The organism is Streptomyces sp. NPDC038213 (assembly GCF_055600495.1).
In genome coordinates, this window is record NZ_JBVJYM010000007.1 from 248,702 (window position 1) to 265,293 (window position 16,592).

Genomic DNA, 16,592 nt, shown 5'->3' on the forward strand with positions numbered 1-16,592 from the left:
TAAGGGTGGAGCGAAGCGGTTTGAGGGCCGCGGGCACCCTCCCCGACGCTGTCGGTCCCGGCGGTACGACCGGACGGCCCGGCAGGGCCCCCGGCGCTCCGCCCACCGACCCGAAAGGGGTGCCACCCCCATGTTCCGCCGCGTCCGCACCTCCGCTCTCCTGCCCGCCCGCGTGACGGGCCCGGCGGCCGTCGCCGCGACCGCCCTCCTCGCCCTCGGACTCGCCGCCGCTCCCGCCGCCCCGGCCCGGGCCGCCGCCGGCAGCTGCTGGAACGGCCCGGTCGTCACCGACTTCCTCGGCGGCCGCTTCCGCACCTCCACCTGCCCGACCTGGACCAACTCCGCGGTCCTCCTCGACCCGGTGGGCAGCCGGCAGAGCGTCGGCACCCTGTACGCGGGGACGAACTGGGTCGTGTGCCAGCGCATGGGCGTGATGAACCCCAGGAACGGCACCGGGGTCAACAACTACTGGCTCTACACCCAGGCGGACACCGCCCTCTCCCGCAACGGCTGGGGCTGGCTGCCCGCCAACGCCGTGACGTACGGCGGCGACTGGGAGCCCATCCCCGGCGTCCCCATGTGCGGCCCGGGCGTCGGCGGCCTCTGACCCCCGTACCTCCCGCACCCCCTGCCGCACCCTTCCCGTCCCCTCCTCAAGCCGAAGGACCGATCCCGCATGTCTTCTTCTCCCGTACGAGAGCCGGCCGCCGCGTCCGCGCGCCGCAGGTGGACCGTCCTGCTGTCCGGACTCGCGCTGGTCACGCTGTCCGGAGTCCTCGCCGCCCCGCAGGCCGCGGCCTCCACCGGGGACTGCCAGAGCTGGCCCAACCCGGCCTCGGCCACCGGCGCCTGGACCGTCCACACCGTCCCGCTGAACACCGGCTACACCTCCCCGTTCAACCGCCGCAGGGTGGAGCTGCGGGTCGGCAACCTGGACGGGGTCCAGCAGGGCTGGACCCGCATCGCCGGATACACCAAGCCGGGGGACCAGTACTGGATGGATGTGACCCGCAACGGCGGAGCCAGCTGGACGCAGTGCGGCCCGTTCCAGATCCATACGGCCGGCATGACCCCGTGGACCCCCGCCCACGCGACCAGCCCCGACCCCGACACCCGCTTCCGCGCCTGCGGCCGGGCCGTCGGAGAGGGCAGCTACTGCGGCCCGTGGTGGTGAGCCGCACCGCCCCGCCGGGCACCGGAGCGACAGGGGTGTGAGGTGCGCCGGCGCCTGCCCAAGGGGTAGGCGGCGGCCCGTACCCTTGCGGGATGACCGGAACCGACCTGGACGAGCTGATCGTCGCCGACGGCGCCGCGCTGCGCGCCTGGCTGCTGGCCCACCACACCACGTCTCCCGGCGTATGGCTCGCCCTGACCAGGAAGGGCGGCACCGTCACCACGCTGACCTGGGAGCAGGCGGTCGACGAGGCCCTGTGCTTCGGCTGGATCGACGGCCAGGCCCGCAAGCGCGACGAGGAGAGCTCCTGGAGGCGGCTCACCCCGCGCCGCCCCCGCAGCGTGTGGTCCCGGCGCAACGTCGCCAACGTGGCCCGGCTGGAGGAGGCCGGCCTGATGCACCCCGCGGGCCGGGCCGCTGTGGAGGCCGCGAAGGCGGACGGGCGGTGGGCGGCGGCCTACGCGTCTTCGTCCGAAGCGCAGGTGCCGGACGACCTGCGGGCCGCGATCGCCGCCGACCCGGCGGCACAGGCCATGTTCGAGGTGCTCACCAAGACCAACCGCTTCGCCCTCATCAACCGGGTCGAATCCGTCAAGCGGCCCGAGACGCGCGCCCGGAAGATCGCCGAGTACACCGCGATGCTGGCCCGGCACGAGACCCTCCACCCCCAGCGCGCCAAACCGGCCTCCCCTCCCGCCCCGTGACCGGGCGCCCGCCCGCACCCAGGGGACCGTGCCGCGCTCACGCAGGTCAGTGGTTCGACGTGTCGCTCACAGTTTGATCCCCGTGTTTCCCCGGCCGCCGTTCATGTGGACGACGGAACCGAAGTTGTTCGTGGTGTTGTGCTGTTCCAGAACCGCGGAGAACTCGAACTCCGGGTGGTCGATCGCGTACACGACCTGCCCGGCGACCGCCCGCAGTTGATCCATGTCCGGCAGGGTCAGAACCACCCGGGAACCGCTGTTCAGCTCGACGACCAGCACCGGCTTCCTCGACCAGAGCAGGACGGCGCAGACGACGATCAGGGTGATCACGGCCAGGATGCCCGCAGCGGGGCCGCCGCCCCCGTCCGTGGAGCCGAGCCGGTCGGAGAGCAGGAAGGCGAAGGCCGCCAACACCAGGAGGTAGACCCCGGCCCTGCCCCAGGCGGGCCTCAGCCTGAACACTTCGACCCAACTGACGTTGCGCAACGGCACGGCCGCCGCCCCCACCCACAGGATCTGCCGCTGGACCCGGAGTTCCAGCGGCCTTCCCCGCCGGGGAGGCAGCGGCATCGGCGGTATCTGAGGAGGCTCAGGAGGCGGCTGGGACGGGCGCCCGGGCGGAAGCTGCGGCGGAGGCCCGGGAGGCGGTACGCCGATGCCGCCTGTGTGGTCCATGGCCCCCCCCGTGTCGTCACCACCACCCCCGCAGTGCGTGGCGCGGGAGCATCATTAAGCCTCTGCGGGTCGCGGGACGGCAGACGAGATACGGCCAATGTCGTCTGTCATCGCCAGGCGTCGTCGGCGGCCCCCGGGTCCGGGCCGGATGCGGACGGGCCCGGGTGCGCGGACCATGGACGGGTGTCCCGGTTGCCGTACGGAGGGTTGCGACATGCGCACAGCGAAGGACCCCGGCTCGCCGCTGAGGGGACGCGTCGCGGTCGTCACCGGGGCGGCGCGCGGCATCGGCGCGGCGCTGGCGCGGGAGCTGTCCGGAGCGGGCATGCGCGTGGCGCTGCTGGGGCGTGAGGCCGAGCGCCTGCACCGCACCGCTGCGCTGCTGCCCCACGAGAGCACCTGCTTCGAGGCCGACGTGACCGATGTCGACGCGCTGCGCCGGGCGGCCCGGCACGTCGAGGACCGCCTGGGGCCGGCCGCCGTCGTGGTGGCCAACGCCGGGATCGCGGTGGGAGGCCCCTTCGAGCGTACGGATGCGGAGTTGTGGCAGCGCGTCATCGACGTGAACCTCACCGGATCCGCGAACACCGCCCGCGCCTTCCTGCCCCAGCTGCACCGCACCCGCGGCTATTTCCTGCAGATCGCCTCCACCGCCGCCTTCGGCTCCGCGCCGCTGATGAGCGCCTACTGCGCTTCCAAAGCCGGCGTCGAGTCCTTCGCCCAGGCCCTGCGCAACGAGACGGTCCCCACCGGGGTGGGGGTCGGCATCGCCTACCTCCACTGGACGGGCACCGACATGATCAACGGCCTGGACGACCAGCCCGTCCTGCACGCCCTGCGCCGCAACCAGCCGGCCTTCGCCCGCCGCGTCCACAGCCCCGAGCAGGTCGCCCAGTGGCTCGCCACCGGCATCGAACGCCGCGCGCACTCCGTGTACGCCCCTCCGTGGCTGCGCTGGTGCCAGCCCCTGCGCCCGCTCTTCCCGGCGCTCGTCGCCCGCGCCGCCCGCCGTGAACTCGCCGCCCCCCACGAAGACCTGGCCTCGCCCTCCGGCGTCCTGGGCCAGGGCGGCCGGGCCGACTGGCAGGCCCACACCTCCCCGCCGCCCTCCGGGTCCTGAACGCGGTGGGGGACCGCACCCCGACTGCCCGGCGCCGGTGACGGGCAGCGAGGGGCCCCCGGCGCTGGTCTACGATCAGACCCGGCGATCATGCGGGACGCCGTACGGGCTCGACGGACTGGGGGACGGGATGGCGATCGGGAGGCCGGGGCGGCCGGAGGACCTGCCGGCGGCCGAGGTGCTGTGGGCGCGGTGGGCGCTGGTCGCCGTACTGGAGGCCACGGCCGCGGCGGAGGACCGGGGCGGGCGGCGTACCGGCAGCTGGATCGACGACCGGGGCCTGCACCTCGACGACCGCGGCTGCACCTGGTGGACGTTCCAGCAGCTCGGCGGGGGCCGCTACCTGCTCTACGGCGAGGACGAGTCCAGCGCCGTGAAGTGGCACGAGCCCGCGATCGACATGCTGGCGCAGGGTCCGGACTGGCTGCCGTACGCGCACCTGCGGGAGCTGCTCGAAGGCTGGGAGCTGGGCTGCGTGTACTGGTACGAGAACGGCGCCTGGGCCCGCGCGCCGTACCCCGACGAGCTCGACGACGACGGCCTCGACTGCGGAATGAGCCGTTACGCGGTCCGCGCGGAGGCGCTCCAGGACCTGATCGCCTCGGAGCGCGGACTGCCCCGGTCCCGGGCGGACGCCCTGCTGGCCGCGGCCGAGGCGCGCAGCCTCACGCCCGCCGAGATCCGGGAGCTGCTGGACGCGGCCGCCGCCGGGCAGGAGTACGTTCCGGCGGACCGGGACGCGATGCTGCGGTCGCTGGACCTCGCGGCCCTGACGGCCGGCGCTCCCGCCACCCCGGCGTCACCCGTATGACGGACTGGTCTCAGCTCACCCATGCCTACGGCACCGCCGAAGACGTTCCAGGTCTCCTGGAGGCGGTCGGGCCCGATCCGCAGGATCCCGCGTGGAGCGAGCTCTGGTCCCGCCTGTGCCACCAGGGGTCGGTCTACCCCGCGAGCTACGCCGCCCTGCCCGCGCTCACGGGTATGGCCCGCCGGTGGACGGCCGCGGACCGGGCCATGCCCCTGCTGCTGGCCGCTTCCATCGTCGCCGGCATCGACCGGCCCCAGGGGACGCCCCGTCCGGAGGACGCCCACGCCGCGCAGATCGCCGAGCTGACCGGGCTGGCGGAGCGGGCACTGCGCGATCCGTCGCTGACCGGCAGTCCGGGTCTGTACGTGGAACTGCTGGAAGCCCTGCTGGCGTTCGAGGGGGAGGAGGTGTGGGGGGAGGAGCTGCACGGGCTCAGCGAAGAGGAGTACGAAGTCCCCTGCCCCGCATGCGGGGCCGACATCTACGTGGTGTTCGGCGAACACGGCTGTTTCACGACCGCTGACGGCTTCTACATGAACAAGGACGCGGGGGACCGCAGGGAGTTGCTGCCCGCGGACCCCTCCTCCTTGGAAGGGCTCGGCAAGCGGCTCCACGCCCGTGCGCTCGCCGACGGCCAGCACGCCGTCGCGAGCAGTCTGACCTACGTCTTCGGCAGTGCCCACTGCGCCGAGTGCGGTGCGCTCTTCCGCGTCGACCAGGCCGTCGAGGCCCGGTGGCGCGGCTGACCTGCGGTGGGGACGTCCGCATGCGGTGCGACCGGGTGATGAGGGCCGAACTGGGCGGACCGCTGCCTCGCGTAGGCATGGAGGCGAAGGTCCGGCGTCACGTCCAACGGCATCTTCCGCGCCGCTGGCTCCCGCTTCCTGGGCGAGCAGGGCGTGCCGTTCGCCGGGCGCGTCCTGCGGGCCGACCACTGGGCCGTGGACCCGCGCACCGACTCGACCTGAACTGAGACCGGTCGGCAGCACGCCGTACCCGGCGCAGAGGGTCTCGCAGCAGGTACGCGCAGGTGCCGTGCGGCCGTCGGCGGCCGCACGGCACCCGTTGCGCGTCAGCCGTTCCAGGTGCCCGTCAGGGCGAGGGGGCCCGGGGCGGCCGGAAGGCCCCGGAGCGCCACGGCCCCGGTGGCGGCCCAGGTGCGGTCGGTGTGGCGGACGGTGTGGAGCAGCTTGCCGTCGGCGGTGGTGACGGCGAGCTGCAGCTCACCGGCGACGGCTGCGGCTGCGACGGAGGTGGCGGTGGTGCTGCCGAGTACGTCCTTGAGCTCGGTCAGCGGGCTCCAGCTGCCGTCGAACTGGCGGATCGCGTGGTACTGGCGGGAGCCGCCGTCGGTGGCGACGACCACGTGGGTCTCGTCCCCGGTGCCCACCGTGGCGAGGGAGGTGACGGGGCCCGTCGTGCCCGCAGCCTGGGCGACGTCGCCCCAGCCGAGCCAGTTGCCGCTGGTCTGCCGGATCGTGTGGTACGCCTTGCCGCCGCTCACGGCGGTGACCTGGAGCTCGCCCCGGACCACGGCGGTCGCCGCGGACGTCACGGTGCCGAGGGTGCGGGTCACGTCGCGGAACGGGGTCCAGTGCCCGGTGGAGTTGCGGACGGTGTGGAAGACCTTGCCGTCGGCGACGGCGACGACGTGCAGGTCGTGGCCGGCGCTGCCGGCGCTCACGTGCGTGAGGCCGCCCAGCCGGTTGGCGACGGAGAAGACGTCACCGGCGCCGGTCCAGGTGCCGTCCGCCTTGCGGACGGTGTGGAAGAGGCCGCCGTCGTTGCTGACGGCGAGGACGTGCGTGTCGCCGTTGATGCCGGCGGCCGCCGTCGTGCGGATCCCGCCGGGGACGGGGGCCTGCTGCTGTACGTCGTCGAACGGGGTCCAGGAGCCGTCGGCCAGACGGGTGCTCTGGTAGGTGCCGGAGCCGGAGCGCACCACGGCCTGGGTCTGCCAGCCCGTGCCCTGGGTGCGGGCGCGCAGGACCCAGTCCCGGACGTCGTCCACGCGGGTGCCGAAGGCGCCGCCGCGCGTCTCGGAGGCCGGCGTGCCGAGGCAGCCGCCCTGCCAGCCGGTGCCGGTGATCCCGGCCAGGACCCATGCGCCGTTCTCCTTGCGGAACGCGGCCCCGCTGGCGTCGCCCTTGCAGACGGTGGCGTCGGCAGGGGACTTGGCCGCGAGGGCGAAACCGCCGGCGGTCACCTCGCCCGCGGTGAACACGGCCTCGTGGCGGGTCTGGGGGACCCAGGTGGTGCGGGTGCGGCCGAAGCCCGCGACGGTCAGGTCCTGGCCGGCCGTCGGCGCCGCGGTCGCCAGGGCGACGGGGGTGATGCGTTCGGCGGGCTTGGCCAGGCGGGCCATCACGAGGTCGCGGTCCGGGTGGGGGACGATCCGGTCCACGGCGCTGGTGTGGCCGCCGAGCAGGAACAGCGCGGACCTGCCGACGACCGCGGTGGTCGCGTCCCTGGGGGCGCCCGCGGCCACCGTCCCGGGTGCGGAGGGGTCCTCGGCGAAGCAGCTCTTGGCGGTGAGCACCCACTGCGGGTCCACGAGGGCGCCGGAGCAGGAGCGGCTGCCGTCACCCATCACCAGCTTGGTGTTGAAGGCAAGGCCCTCCGCATCCGGGGGGTGGATGCCGACGGGCGGCTTGTCGCCCGTCACCCCCGTGACCCGGAGGCGCAGCAGCACGGCGGCGGAGGGGTCGGCGCCCGCCTCCCCGAAGCCCTTGCTGGTGTTGCCGGGGATCTCCAGGTCCTTGGTCTCGCCCTTGACGGAGATGCCCGCCTCGACGTCGCGGCCGTACGTCTGGATCCGGTACGCGCCCGGGATCGAGACCGTGAGGAAGCCGGAGCCGCGGGGGGCGGCGAAGCACATGCGCTCGTCGGGGAGCTTGAGGTCCCGGGCCCAGACCTTGATCTGGTAGGGGTCGTTGCAGGAGGTGTGCGTGATCCCGCCGTCGCCGCGGATCAGCTTCGCGCCGGTGTCGGCGAGGATGTCGTCGCTGCCGGGGTAGGTCCCGTCCTCGACGGCGTGCGGGGCGCCGGGGCTCCCGCCCGGTTCCCCGGTGGCCGCGGCCAGGGGGGTCGCGGTCCCCAGGAAGACCGCTGCGGTGGCGGCGGCGGGGAGCCACCGGCGTGTACGCGATGCCATGAAGGTCACTTTCGTCGTGCCCGCCCCGGCGGGGGCGGGTGGGGTTCGTGGTGGGCGCTCGTGCCGTGTCCCGGCCGGGAGGCGGCGCCGCGGGGCGGCGGGTCCTGGGTGCGGGGCGGAGCCGGGCGGGAGCGGGCGGGGACCGCCCGGTGAGGGGCCCGTGCCGACGACCGCGGAGGCAGGGGCCCCCGGGGCCGTGGCCCGCCGCAGGGGAACGGTAGCCAGTTCCCGACGAGTTATCAACCAAAGGTGATTGCTAATCAACTCCGGTTGAAATTGGCGCGGTCCGGCTCGTAAGATCCGCTGGCCGGGCCCCGGAGGGTCCGGCCCGGCCCGCTTCCGCCCCGCCCGCGCCCCCACCCGCCCGTGCGGAGCCCCGGGCCGTCCCTGCCGGATCCCGGCGGGACACGCCACCGGACCGCCCGTCCCTGACGGGTCCTCACCTAACCCCGGCACCGCCGGGTTTCACGCACCTCGGCCCCAGCAGGAGCGGGTCGCAGCGGACAGGAGAACTCGTGCGTCACAGAACAGGCCCACCGCACCGCAGGCAGGGGAGGGGGTCCGCGGCACGCTTGCTGATCAGCGGGGCCCTGCCGCTCGCCCTCCTGTCGACACTGGTGTCCGCGGCGCCGGCAGCCGCCGAGACCGGCCCCCAGGCCAGCGACCGGGGACAGGCCTTCGCCTTCTGGAAGGCGGGCGGCCCGGCCGTCCGGGCCGCCGCGGGCGCCGCCCTGACCGGTACGGACGCGGACATACGCGCCTTCCTCGAGAAGGGCCGCGCCCTGGCCGAGAACCTCGACGACCGGGAGGCCGCCCTCCAGGTCGTCGCGGAGGCCGGCCCCGCCGTCCGCAGGGCCGCGGAACTGGCCCTGGAGGGTTCGGCGGAACAGCTCGACGCCTTCTTGAAGGAGGGCTGGAAGGCCCCCCTGGCACAGGACCAGCGGGTCGAGGCGGCCCGGATCGGAGAGGCGGGCGGCAGGACCGTCAAGGAGGCCGCCGACCAGGCGCTGAACGGCGACATCGAAGCGGTCCGCGCCTTCCTGAGCGAGGGCCAGTTCAAGAAGCGCGACTCCGACGCACGCGTCCGCGTGGCGCAGCTCGAGACGGCAGGCGGCCCGAAGGTCCGTGCCGCCGCCACCGCGGCCCTCAACGGGTCCATCGACGACGTACGCGAGTTCCTCGCCTTCGGTCAGTACGTGGCACGGGCGCAGGACCAGGAGCACGCCTCCGTCACGGAACTCGCCCGGCAGGCCGACGAGGCCGGGGACGCGGCGGAACGCGAGAGCAAGGCGGCCAAGGAGGCCGCCGACAAGGCGGTCGCGCTGGCCCGCCTGGCCAAGGAGGAGACCGAGCGGGCCCGCCAGGAGGCCGCCCTCGCGAAGAACGACGCCGCCCGGGCCGCCGAAGCCGCCCGCCGGGCCGCCGAATCCACCCGGCGCGCCGCCCAGGCGGCCCAGTCCGCGGTCGCCGCGGCCCGCGCCGCGAACGCCGCGGCCCAGGTCGCCGCGACCGCCGCCGGAGCCGCGGCCCGCGCCGCCTCGGGGGCCGCGAACGCCGCGACGAAGGCCCTCACCCACGCCGCCGCGGGCGACCGCGACGAGAAGCTCGCCGCCTTCGCCCGGCAGGCCGCCGACGCAGCCGACGGCGCCGCCACGGCCGCCGAGCGCGCGGCCCTCTCCGGCGACGCGGCCGCCGTCGCCGCCCGGGCCGCCGCCTCCTCCATCACCAACTCGGACGCGGCCGCCGCGGCCGCCGAGGAGGCGGCCGGCTACAACGGCGAGGCGGACGAGGCCAACGCCCAGGCCCGCGCCGCAGCGGCCGCCGCCCGGCGGCACGGGGCGGAGGCCACCCGCGCCGCGAACGCCGCCGCCGCCCACGCCGCGGACGCGGCCCGGCAGGCCCGCGAGGCCCGGGACGCCGCCCGCTCCGCCGCCCGGCACGCCCGCAACGCCGCCGACGCCGCCATGAAGGCCGGAGAGCACGCGGCCGGCTCCCGGGAGGCGGCCCTGCAGTCCAAGGCCCACGCGGACGCCGCACTCCAGCGCGCCAACGAGGCCTTCGCCGCCGTACAGAAGGCCAAGGGCATCCACGACGAGGCGCGCAGGGCCGAAGCCGCGGAGCTCGCGGCCCGCAAGGCCGACAGCGTCAACCAGGCCAAGGACCTCAAGGCCGCCCACGACAAGGCCCGGGCCGACGAGCAGAAGGCCTCGGCGGACTCCGACGCGCTCCGCGCGGAGTTCCTCCGGCTCGCCCAGGACGCCGCCCGCCCGGACGCCGACCCCGCCGCGATCGCCGCCACGGGACGCAGGATGGCCCTCGCCGCCGTCCGCACCGAGGGACCCTGGGCGCGCGCCGCGGCCGAGAGCGCCCTCGCCGCCCCCGACGAGGTCGTCGTGGAGTACGCCCGCGAGGGCTGGCGGGCCGCTAGTGAGCGCGACGAGCGCGACCAGGCGCTCAGGCTCCAGGAGGACTCGCCGTACGAGGCGGTCGCCAAGGCGGCCGCGACCGCACTGGCGGGCGACGCCGCCGCGGTGCACGCCTTCCTGAAGGACGGCCAGCACGTGGCAGCGGCCCCCGAGTACCGGATCCAGGCCGCCCGCATCGCCGAGGCGGGCGGCGACGCCGTCAAGCGGGCCGCCGCCACCGCCCTCAACGCCACCGGCTACCGGGCCCTGCTCGACTTCCTGCTCACCACCCAGCACACCGCCCGCCGCAGCGACGACCAGGCCACTGCCGCCGCGCTGGCGGAGAACGCCGGACCCGAGGTGAAGGCGTACGCCGACATCGCGCTGGAGGGCCCGGCGGCCGCCCTGCGCGCCTTCGTGGAGACCGGGCAGTACCGGGCGGCCCGCCGCGACGAGGTCAACACCGCCCACGTGGCCCGGATCCAGACCGTCATCGCTGGCTCCGCCCAGGTGGCCGCCGCCGCCCAGCAGCGGGCTTCCGAGGCTCTGACCACGGCAGCCACCGCACTGGACGCCTCGCAGGAGGCCCAGGAGCACGCCGACCGGGCGAAGGTGTACGCCGCCGAGGCCGCGGGCTACGCCAAGGACGCCGACGCCTCGGCCGTGCGGGCCGAGACCTCCGCACGGCAGGCCGCCCGGCACGCCGCCACCGCCCGTGACGCCGAGCGCCAGGCCGCGGTCAGCGTCAGCAATGCCAACGCCTCCGCGGCCTGGGCCGAGGCCAGCGCGAGCCTGGCCCGCGGCTACGCGGCCGAGGCGTTCGCCGCCGCCGACGCCGCCCGCCAGTCCGCCGTCAACGCGGGCGCCGACGCCAGGGCCGCCGCGGCCGTCTACCGCCAGCACCTGGGGGCCTACCTCGCCGAGCAGGCCCGCGAGAACGAGAAGACCTGGTGGGAGAAGGCCCACGGCAAGTACCGCGACCTCAGGAAGGCCATCGAGGACGGGCTCGGCTACACCGCCGACTTCATCAGCGAGGCCAGCCGGCAGACCCTCGTCTGGCTCGCCCAGATGTCACAGGAGGACGCCCTCCGGCTCAAGCTCGAGTTCGCGCACCTCGCGGCCGACGGCCTCGGAGGGATCCCGGTGTTCGGCGAACTCACCGACGGCTACAACTGCGGCGTGTACGCCCTCGAGGGCTTCCTCCTCGGTGACGGGAGCAAGTACGGCGACGCCAAGTGGTCCTGCGCCGCGGCCGTGCCGATCCTGGGCTGGGGCGCGCTCCTGGTCAAGGGCAAGTCCTGGTTCGGCAAGGCCGAGAACCTGTGGGAGAAGCTCAAGCTCTTCGGCAGGAAGATCGACGAAGCCCTGGTCTGCCGGGAGAGCAAGCACAGCTTCCCCGCCGGTACCCCCGTCCTCATGGGCGACGGCACCTCCCGCCCCATCGACACCGTCAGGGCCGGGGACGTGGTCCGGGCCACGGACCCCGTCACGGGCGTCACCGGCGCGCGCCGGGTGGACGCGACCATCCACACCCCCGACGACACCGAGTTCACCGACATCACCCTCGACTCCGCGGCGGGCGGCGGCTCCCTCACCGCGACCGGCCACCACCCGTTCTGGGCGGAGAACCGCCGCGCGTGGACGGCCGCGGAGGAGCTGGAACCCGGCGACACCCTGCGGACCCCGTCCGGCGGCACCGCGAAGATCGCCGGGGTCTTCCACCGCCGGAAGTTCCAGCCCGCGTACGACCTGACGGTCAACGGCCTGCACTCCTACTACGTGCTGGCGCGCCAGACCCCCGTCCTGGTCCACAACTGCGGCGATCTGGTGCGGGCCGCGGCGAAGTTCGGGGAGAACGCCCACACGCTCAGGCACCACGTCGACGTCGACATCGACGACATGCGGCGCCTGGCAGCGGAGAAGACCCAGCGCAGCGGCTATCCGACGCCCAACTCCCGCTGGTCGAGCCAGGAGCTCGCCCAGAAGGTGGTGAACGAAGCGATCGAGAAGAACTACCGCAAGATCAAGAAGTTCGTCGAGGACTCCGGCAAGCCCGGCTACCCCAGAGAGATCCTGCTCGACGGCGCGCACGGAAGAGACTCCCTGGGGGACTATGTCGATCATCGCGGTGTCTACCATCCGACGACGAGCAACAAGTACAAGATCCTCATCATCGCCGACAAGCACGCCAAGCCGGGCGGCTACTACGTGAGGACGGCCTACCCGGTGGTCCCGTAGCCGGCGCCCCGTCCGGGCGGCGGTGGCAGGTGTCCAGGCACCGGCCGCCGCCGCCCTCCGGGGTGCCCGCTGCCGCGTCGGCGGCACCCCACCACGTCAGGAGCAGCGCCGTGCACGCCCCCGCAGCACAGCAGGACTGGACCACCTTCAACTTCGGCCTCACGGCGCTCGGCGCCTCCTTCCACGCCGACTGGTGCCTCACCGCGCCCGACGAGCTCGCGCACGTCCGCGCCTACCTCGGTGAGGAGGGCGACCCGACGCCCGTCCTCCTCGTCGTCGAGGACCTGCTGCTGCTGCGGGACTCCGGGCTCGACGGGGACCGGCTCCACGCGCTCTGGCGTGCCGCGGGACCGGTCTACGGCGGGGCCCCGGACATCGAAGGGGCCGAACGGGCCTGGCTCGAACGCCTCCTGGCGGCCGTCACGGCCCTGGCCCGCGCCCGCGGCGCCTCGCAGCGGGACTGCACGGACCGGCCCCGGTGCCTCCCCGACGGGACCGCCGGGGCCGCGCCCGCCCACCGGAGCCTCGCCCCCGAAGTCCTGGAGCTGACCGGCCTCATGGGCTCCGGCCGGGCCCGGCTCCTGGTCCCCGCCGGCCTCACCCGCTCGGCAGTGCGCGAGTGCGCCACCGCCGTCTGTCCGGAGCTCGCCTTCCGCTTCCTGCTCGGCGCGCTCAACCAGTCCGCGCCAGCCCTGACCACCGCTTCCTACGAGCGCCTCACCACCCTGAGCGCAGCCTTCGGCCACGGCCCCCACGTGGCGGACGGCCTCTCCTACCTCGTCGAGTAGCCCTCGCGGGGTGCTGGTGGAAGGAGGGACGTCCTGCTGTCCGTGGTCGACGGTCATGAACTGCCGCCCGCCGGGCTCCGGGCCGATCTCCGGGGCGGGTGCGGAGGCCGCGCTGTTGGCCGGTTCGGCGTATTGGCATGTACATGGCTTCCTGGCAGGGTCGTTGCCCGCCCGTCCGTCGCCGTTCCCGTCCCCGCCCGGAGGCCCCCATGAGGAGACCCGTCCCGCCCGTCTTACGGCCGCAGGCCCGGGCGGCCGGCCGCCTGGTCCTGGCGCTCGCCCTGGCGCTCGGCGCCGGAGCCGCCGCGGGACCGGCCGCAGCCGCGCCCCTGCCCGCCCGGGCCACCGTCCAGCTGCTCCAGCCCTCCCAGACCCTCCAGACCGACCTGGAGCACTGGATGGGCCAGCGGGCCGCCCGGCTCCGCGACCGGCCGCTGAACGCCATCGCCATGCCCGGCAGCCACGACGCCGCCAGCTGGAGCATCCGCCCCGGCAGCGGGCTGTGCACCTCGGGCGACGCCTACGACGTGGCGCGGCTCTACCCGGCCGTGGCGGCCAGCATGGCGCGCACCCAGAGCGGTTCGCTGACCGACCAGCTCGACGGCGGCAGCCGGGTCCTGGACCTGCGGCTCTGCAAGGAGAACGGCAGGTGGTACACCTACCACGGCTCCCCGCTCGGCGCGCTGTTCTTCGACGCCGACGGCCGCCGCGGCGAGGTCGCGGGACTCGCCGACTGGGTACGGTCCCACCCGGCCGAGGTGGTCCTCGTCAAACTGTCCGTCACCGCCCCGCCCGGCGAACTCGACGCCGCCCGCGGCGCCGCCGCGGACCTGCTCGTGGACGCGCTCGGCCGGGACCGCGTCGCCCCGTCGGCCTCGTACGACCCGCGCACCCCGTACGGCCGGTTCGTCGATTCCGGCCGCACCGTCGTCGTGATGGCCGACGGCCGCGCGGACCAGAGCGGGCTGCTGTGGCCGCGGTCCGTCGCCGAGGACCGCGGCAGCTACGCGTACGCCTCGCTGAGCTGGTACGACTACCTCGGCGCGCTCTTCGACGGGGGCCGCGCCGCCGAGAGCACGTACGCCTCGGCCCTCACCCTCAACGACAACGCCCTCAACTGGCCGCAGGCCTCCCGCCCGCCGGGCCTCTTCGCGCTCAGCGGCATCGTCACCCCCGACGTCACCGTGCCCGGCGCCGTCCTCGCCCAGTGGGGCGCGGCGATCGGCGTGGTTCCGCGCGAGGTCGCCGACGCCTACATGCTCCACCTCGCCCACGGCCTCAACGCCCGGCTGCTCAGCCACCTCAGGGGCCCCTGGCAGCAGCACCCGGCCGTGGACCAGTTCAACATCGTCATGACCGACGACGTCAACCAGAACGGCGCCGGGGTGGCGGCGGGCGAGATCCAGCGCACCGTCGTCGCGCTCAACGACGTCCCCCGGCAGGACGCCTGCGGCGATCCCGAGGGCACCCCCGTCCCGCCCGGCCGCACCCTCCGGTACGAGGCCCACCTGCGCGGCACCGGCTGGCAGCCGGCCGGTGCGGCCGACGGGGCCGGCGCGGGCACCACCGGGCAGGGCCGCGCGGTCGAGGCCGTACGGATCTCCCCGGCCGGCACCGGCGGCCTGTGGGTACGCGCGCACGTGCAGGACATCGGCTGGCAGCCGTGGGTCGCCGTACCGGACGGAGGCACGGCGGAGGTCGGCACCACCGGCCGCTCGCTGCGCCTGGAAGCCCTCGAACTGCGCACCGCCCGGGGCACGGTCGCGGGCCGCGCCCACGTCCAGAACGCCGGCTGGCAGCCCCGTACCCGCGGCGCCGCGATCACCCTGGGCACCACCGGCCGCAGCCTGGCCCTGGAGGCCTTCGCGCTGCGCGCCTGCGACTGACGGGCGGGGGACGGGTGCGGGTGTCCTGCGGCGGCCGTCCGGCCCGTACCCCCCAGGGCCCTTCTCGCCGACCGTCCCCGCCCCGGGTCAGGGCACGATGACCGTGAGCGCGGTCCTGGTGATCCGGAAGCCGAGCGAACGGTAGAGCCGTACGGCCGGGTTCGTGGCCGTCACCGCCAGCCCCACGGCGGTGAGTCCGGGTCCGGCCGCCGCGGACAGGGCGCAGTGCAGCAGGTCCCGGCCCAGGCCCGGGTAGGGCTGCGCCGGATCGCGGAAGGCCGAGCCGATCCAGGGCAGTCCGTCGCGACCGGTGACCAGGACCCCCGCGACGACGCGCCCGGCTCCGTCCACGGCCAGGCGGCTGCAGGGCAGCAGCGGCCCGAGCCGGCTGCCCTCCATCACCGGCAGCAGGATGGCCTCCATGGCCTCGGCGTCGGTGCCGGGCACGTGGTCGGGGTGACCGGCCGGGAAGGCGGCCCGCCAGGCGGGGAACAGCGCCTCGGGTCCGAGGTCGCACGGTACGGCGCGCAGCCCCTGCGCCAGATCGTCCCCCGCCCGCGGGTCCGGGTGCCCGCCGGTGAGGTCGAGGCGCATCGTGTGGGCGTGCCGCAGTACGGTCGCCCCCCGGCGTACGAGTTCCCCTCCCAGTTCCACGGAGCCCGACACCACCCACCCGGACAGCTCCGCCATGATCAGCGGTACCGGGTCCGGTCCCACCACCTCCAGCAGGTCCGCCCACGGCCGCCCCTCGCGCTCCCCGGGCACGTACGTGACGACCGGGGTGCCGTCCGGGCGGGTAAGGATCTCCCGTGGTTCCGGCTGCCGGGGGTGGGGCTTCCCGGGCTGCCCGGGGTGCTTCGTGTGCTCGGTCACCTGATTTCTCCCAGGATGCCCCGTCCTTTGGGGCGGGGAGGAATGGGTCCTTGGGGCGGGGCCGCGGAGCGGCGGAGTTCGCTGCGCATCTGTTCTGACCTGCGCTCTCTTTCGTTGTCAGTGGGGGCTGTTAGGTTGCGGATCATGACGACAGCAGCGATGGCCGAGACGGTGGCCGGGCACGCCCGGTACACCTACCGGCTGCGTGTGTCGTCCACCGCCCGTACCGCTCTGGAAGCGGAGTGGGGGCGGTGCAGGTGGGTGTGGAACGAGTGCGTGGCGATGTCCCGCAAGGTCCACCGGCTCAACAAGGACGCCGGGGCGAAGTCGACGTGTGGTCCGGCGCAGCTCGACAAGATGCTGACCGGGGCCCGGCATTCGATGGCGTGGCTGCGTGAGGGTGCTTCGGTTCCGCAGCAGCAGATCATCCGGGACTTCGCCAAGTCGAGGGCGAAGGCGCTCAAGGACATCAAGGCGAAGCTGCCGATGCGGCAGCGGGCCGGGATGCCGCGCCCGAAGAAGAAGCGCGAGGCCGCGCCGTCGCTGAACTACACGACCCGTGGCTTCCGCCTCAAGGACGGCCGACTGCACCTGGCCGGCGGGATCGCCCTGACGGTGGTGTGGTCGCGGGACCTGCCCGAGCCTCCGTCCTCGGTGCGCGTGTACCGGGACAGCCTCGGCCACTGGTACGCGTCGTTCGTCGTCCCCACGGTGACCGAGGCCCTGCCGGAGACCGGCCGGGCCATCGGTATCGACTGGGGCGT

At 74.8% G+C, this 16,592-nt stretch carries 13 protein-coding genes; 10 read left to right on the forward strand and 3 right to left on the reverse strand.

Annotated features, from left to right (window positions below; translation table 11 throughout):
* Positions 1–130 precede the first annotated feature (130 nt).
* The 3 genes from ACZ7JZ_RS14390 (at position 131) to ACZ7JZ_RS14400 (ending at position 1,878) form a co-directional block, all read left to right on the forward strand.
* Positions 131–607 (forward strand): hypothetical protein, encoded by a 477-nt coding sequence (locus ACZ7JZ_RS14390; protein ID WP_470938039.1) that lies wholly within the window; start codon positions 131–133, stop codon positions 605–607.
* Positions 608–676: 69 nt separating this feature from the next.
* The gene (locus ACZ7JZ_RS14395) at positions 677–1,174 is read left to right on the forward strand and encodes a hypothetical protein (RefSeq protein WP_470938042.1); all 498 of its coding nucleotides are present in this window, start codon (positions 677–679) and stop codon (positions 1,172–1,174) included.
* A 92-nt stretch (positions 1,175–1,266) separates the two neighbouring features.
* Positions 1,267–1,878, forward strand: a complete 612-nt coding sequence (locus ACZ7JZ_RS14400) for a YdeI/OmpD-associated family protein (protein ID WP_470938044.1) — start codon at positions 1,267–1,269, stop codon at positions 1,876–1,878.
* Between the two features lie 66 nt (positions 1,879–1,944).
* Here the strand turns inward: ACZ7JZ_RS14400 and ACZ7JZ_RS14405 are convergent, their stop codons facing one another.
* A complete protein-coding gene (locus ACZ7JZ_RS14405; RefSeq protein WP_470938047.1) occupies positions 1,945–2,448 on the reverse strand; it encodes a DUF6232 family protein in 504 nt (167 codons plus the stop codon).
* Between the two features lie 319 nt (positions 2,449–2,767).
* Here ACZ7JZ_RS14405 and ACZ7JZ_RS14410 point away from each other — a divergent pair, with 319 nt between their 5' ends.
* The 3 genes from ACZ7JZ_RS14410 to ACZ7JZ_RS14420 all read left to right on the forward strand — a co-directional run bounded on the left by ACZ7JZ_RS14410 (position 2,768) and on the right by ACZ7JZ_RS14420 (position 5,230).
* The gene (locus ACZ7JZ_RS14410) at positions 2,768–3,673 is read left to right on the forward strand and encodes an SDR family oxidoreductase (RefSeq protein WP_470938050.1); all 906 of its coding nucleotides are present in this window, start codon (positions 2,768–2,770) and stop codon (positions 3,671–3,673) included.
* Between the two features lie 130 nt (positions 3,674–3,803).
* Positions 3,804–4,484, forward strand: a complete 681-nt coding sequence (locus tag ACZ7JZ_RS14415) for a hypothetical protein (RefSeq protein ID WP_470938053.1) — start codon at positions 3,804–3,806, stop codon at positions 4,482–4,484.
* Positions 4,481–5,230 carry a hypothetical protein gene (locus ACZ7JZ_RS14420; protein ID WP_470938056.1) on the forward strand — a complete coding sequence of 250 codons (750 nt, stop codon included), beginning with the start codon at positions 4,481–4,483 and terminating at the stop codon, positions 5,228–5,230. Before ACZ7JZ_RS14415 ends, ACZ7JZ_RS14420 begins: the two co-directional genes overlap by 4 nt.
* A gap of 326 nt (positions 5,231–5,556) precedes the next feature.
* On the opposite strand, the gene ACZ7JZ_RS14425 is transcribed toward ACZ7JZ_RS14420, so the two are convergent.
* The gene (locus ACZ7JZ_RS14425; protein ID WP_470938059.1) at positions 5,557–7,638 is read right to left on the reverse strand and encodes a trypsin-like serine protease; all 2,082 of its coding nucleotides are present in this window, start codon (positions 7,636–7,638) and stop codon (positions 5,557–5,559) included.
* Between the two features lie 572 nt (positions 7,639–8,210).
* On the opposite strand from ACZ7JZ_RS14425, the gene ACZ7JZ_RS14430 reads away from it, so the two are divergent.
* The 3 genes from ACZ7JZ_RS14430 (at position 8,211) to ACZ7JZ_RS14440 (ending at position 14,955) form a co-directional block, all read left to right on the forward strand.
* Positions 8,211–12,281, forward strand: a complete 4,071-nt coding sequence (locus ACZ7JZ_RS14430) for a polymorphic toxin-type HINT domain-containing protein (protein ID WP_470938062.1) — start codon at positions 8,211–8,213, stop codon at positions 12,279–12,281.
* Between the two features lie 110 nt (positions 12,282–12,391).
* Complete coding sequence (locus ACZ7JZ_RS14435) at positions 12,392–13,069, forward strand: hypothetical protein (RefSeq protein WP_470938065.1); 678 nt, start codon at positions 12,392–12,394, stop codon at positions 13,067–13,069.
* A gap of 209 nt (positions 13,070–13,278) precedes the next feature.
* The gene (locus ACZ7JZ_RS14440; RefSeq protein ID WP_470938068.1) at positions 13,279–14,955 is read left to right on the forward strand and encodes a hypothetical protein; all 1,677 of its coding nucleotides are present in this window, start codon (positions 13,279–13,281) and stop codon (positions 14,953–14,955) included.
* 87 nt (positions 14,956–15,042) lie between these two features.
* Here the strand turns inward: ACZ7JZ_RS14440 and ACZ7JZ_RS14445 are convergent, their stop codons facing one another.
* Positions 15,043–15,828: a GNAT family N-acetyltransferase gene (locus ACZ7JZ_RS14445; RefSeq protein WP_470938071.1), complete on the reverse strand. Its 786-nt coding sequence runs from the start codon at positions 15,826–15,828 to the stop codon at positions 15,043–15,045.
* A gap of 144 nt (positions 15,829–15,972) precedes the next feature.
* On the opposite strand from ACZ7JZ_RS14445, the gene ACZ7JZ_RS14450 reads away from it, so the two are divergent.
* The coding region (locus ACZ7JZ_RS14450; RefSeq protein WP_470938074.1) for an RNA-guided endonuclease InsQ/TnpB family protein at positions 15,973–16,592 on the forward strand (620 nt) is incomplete at its 3' end.